The 1,167-nt window shown below is 64.4% G+C and carries 1 protein-coding gene; it reads left to right on the top strand.

The window, feature by feature from the left end; translation table 11 throughout:
- Positions 1-62: 62 nt before the first annotated feature.
- Positions 63-1,162, top strand: a protein-coding gene (locus FZ033_RS23900) for an IS3 family transposase (RefSeq protein WP_408068510.1) whose coding sequence is annotated in 2 segments (ribosomal slippage) — positions 63-324 and positions 324-1,162 — 1,101 coding nt in all. Because the reading frame shifts where the segments join, the coding sequence is not laid out codon by codon here.
- The last annotated feature ends 5 nt before the right edge of the window (positions 1,163-1,167 follow it).

Raw genomic sequence — 1,167 nt, 5'->3', positions numbered from 1 at the left:
TGACCTGAGCCCCAGAACCTCCTCCAGATTTGGGTAGAGTCCGTCGATCACGGAGACGGACGATGCGAGCCTCACGGTTCACAGAGGAACAGATCATCGGGATGCTGAAGGAGCAGGAGGCGGGCGCGAAGACCGCTGACGTCTGCCGCAAGCACGGCATCTCCTCGGCGACCTTTTACAAGTTCAAGGCCAAGTACAGCGGCATGGACGTGTCCGATGCCCGGCGGCTGAAGGCGCTTGAGGAGGAGAATACGCGGCTGAAGAAGCTGCTGGCCGAGCAAATGCTCGACAACGCGATCCTGAGGGATGTCAGCTCAAAAAAATGGTGACGCCCGATGCGAGGCGCAAAGCCGTGGCTCATGCCTGTGCGGCGCACGGGGTGAGCCAGCGTCGGGCGTGCCAGGCGCTGGGCGTCGATCGCACCAGCGTGCGCTACCGAAGTGTGCGTCCCGACGATGCACCCCTGAGGGAGGCCATGCGGACCGTGGCCGGCGAACGCCGCCGCTTCGGCTATAGGCGCATCCACATCATGCTGAGGCGCCAGGGCATCGTCATGAACCAGAAGAAGCTGCGCCGGCTGTATCGGGAAGAGAAGCTTCAGGTTCGCCGGCGTGGGGGACGCAAGCGAGCGCTCGGCACGAGGCGTCCCATCCTGGTGCCGGATCGGGTCAACGTCCGCTGGAGCCTCGATTTCGTGTCGGATGCCTTCACGGACGGTCGGCGCTTCCGGGTGCTGGCCGTCGTCGACGACTTCAGCCGGGAGTGTCTGGCGCTGGTGGCCGACACCTCGCTCTCGGGCCTTCGGGTGACGCGCGCGCTCGACGCGCTGCTCGCCATTCGAGGCAGGCCTGCAACCATCGTTTCCGACAACGGCACGGAGCTGACTTCGATGGCAATTCTCAAATGGTGCCAGCAGACCGGCGTCGAATGGCACTACATCGCTCCCGGCAAGCCCATGCAGAACGGCTTCGTCGAGAGCTTCAACGGCCGCTTCCGGGACGAATGCCTGAACGAGACCCTGTTCTCGAGCCTGGCGCAGGCCCGTGCCGCCATCGCCGCATGGAAGGAGGACTACAATATGAACAGGCCCCATTCCGCCCTCGGCCATCGATCCCCTGCCGAGTTCGCCGCAACAATCGCACTGGAAATCCAGGCCGCCTGAGGCCA

The sequence above is a fragment of the Xanthobacter oligotrophicus genome, assembly GCF_008364685.1.
In the GTDB taxonomy this organism is placed as follows: Bacteria; Pseudomonadota; Alphaproteobacteria; order Rhizobiales; family Xanthobacteraceae; genus Xanthobacter; species Xanthobacter oligotrophicus.
Note: the sequence above shows the minus strand (reverse complement) of the source record. Positions and strands in the feature narration are given on the sequence as shown.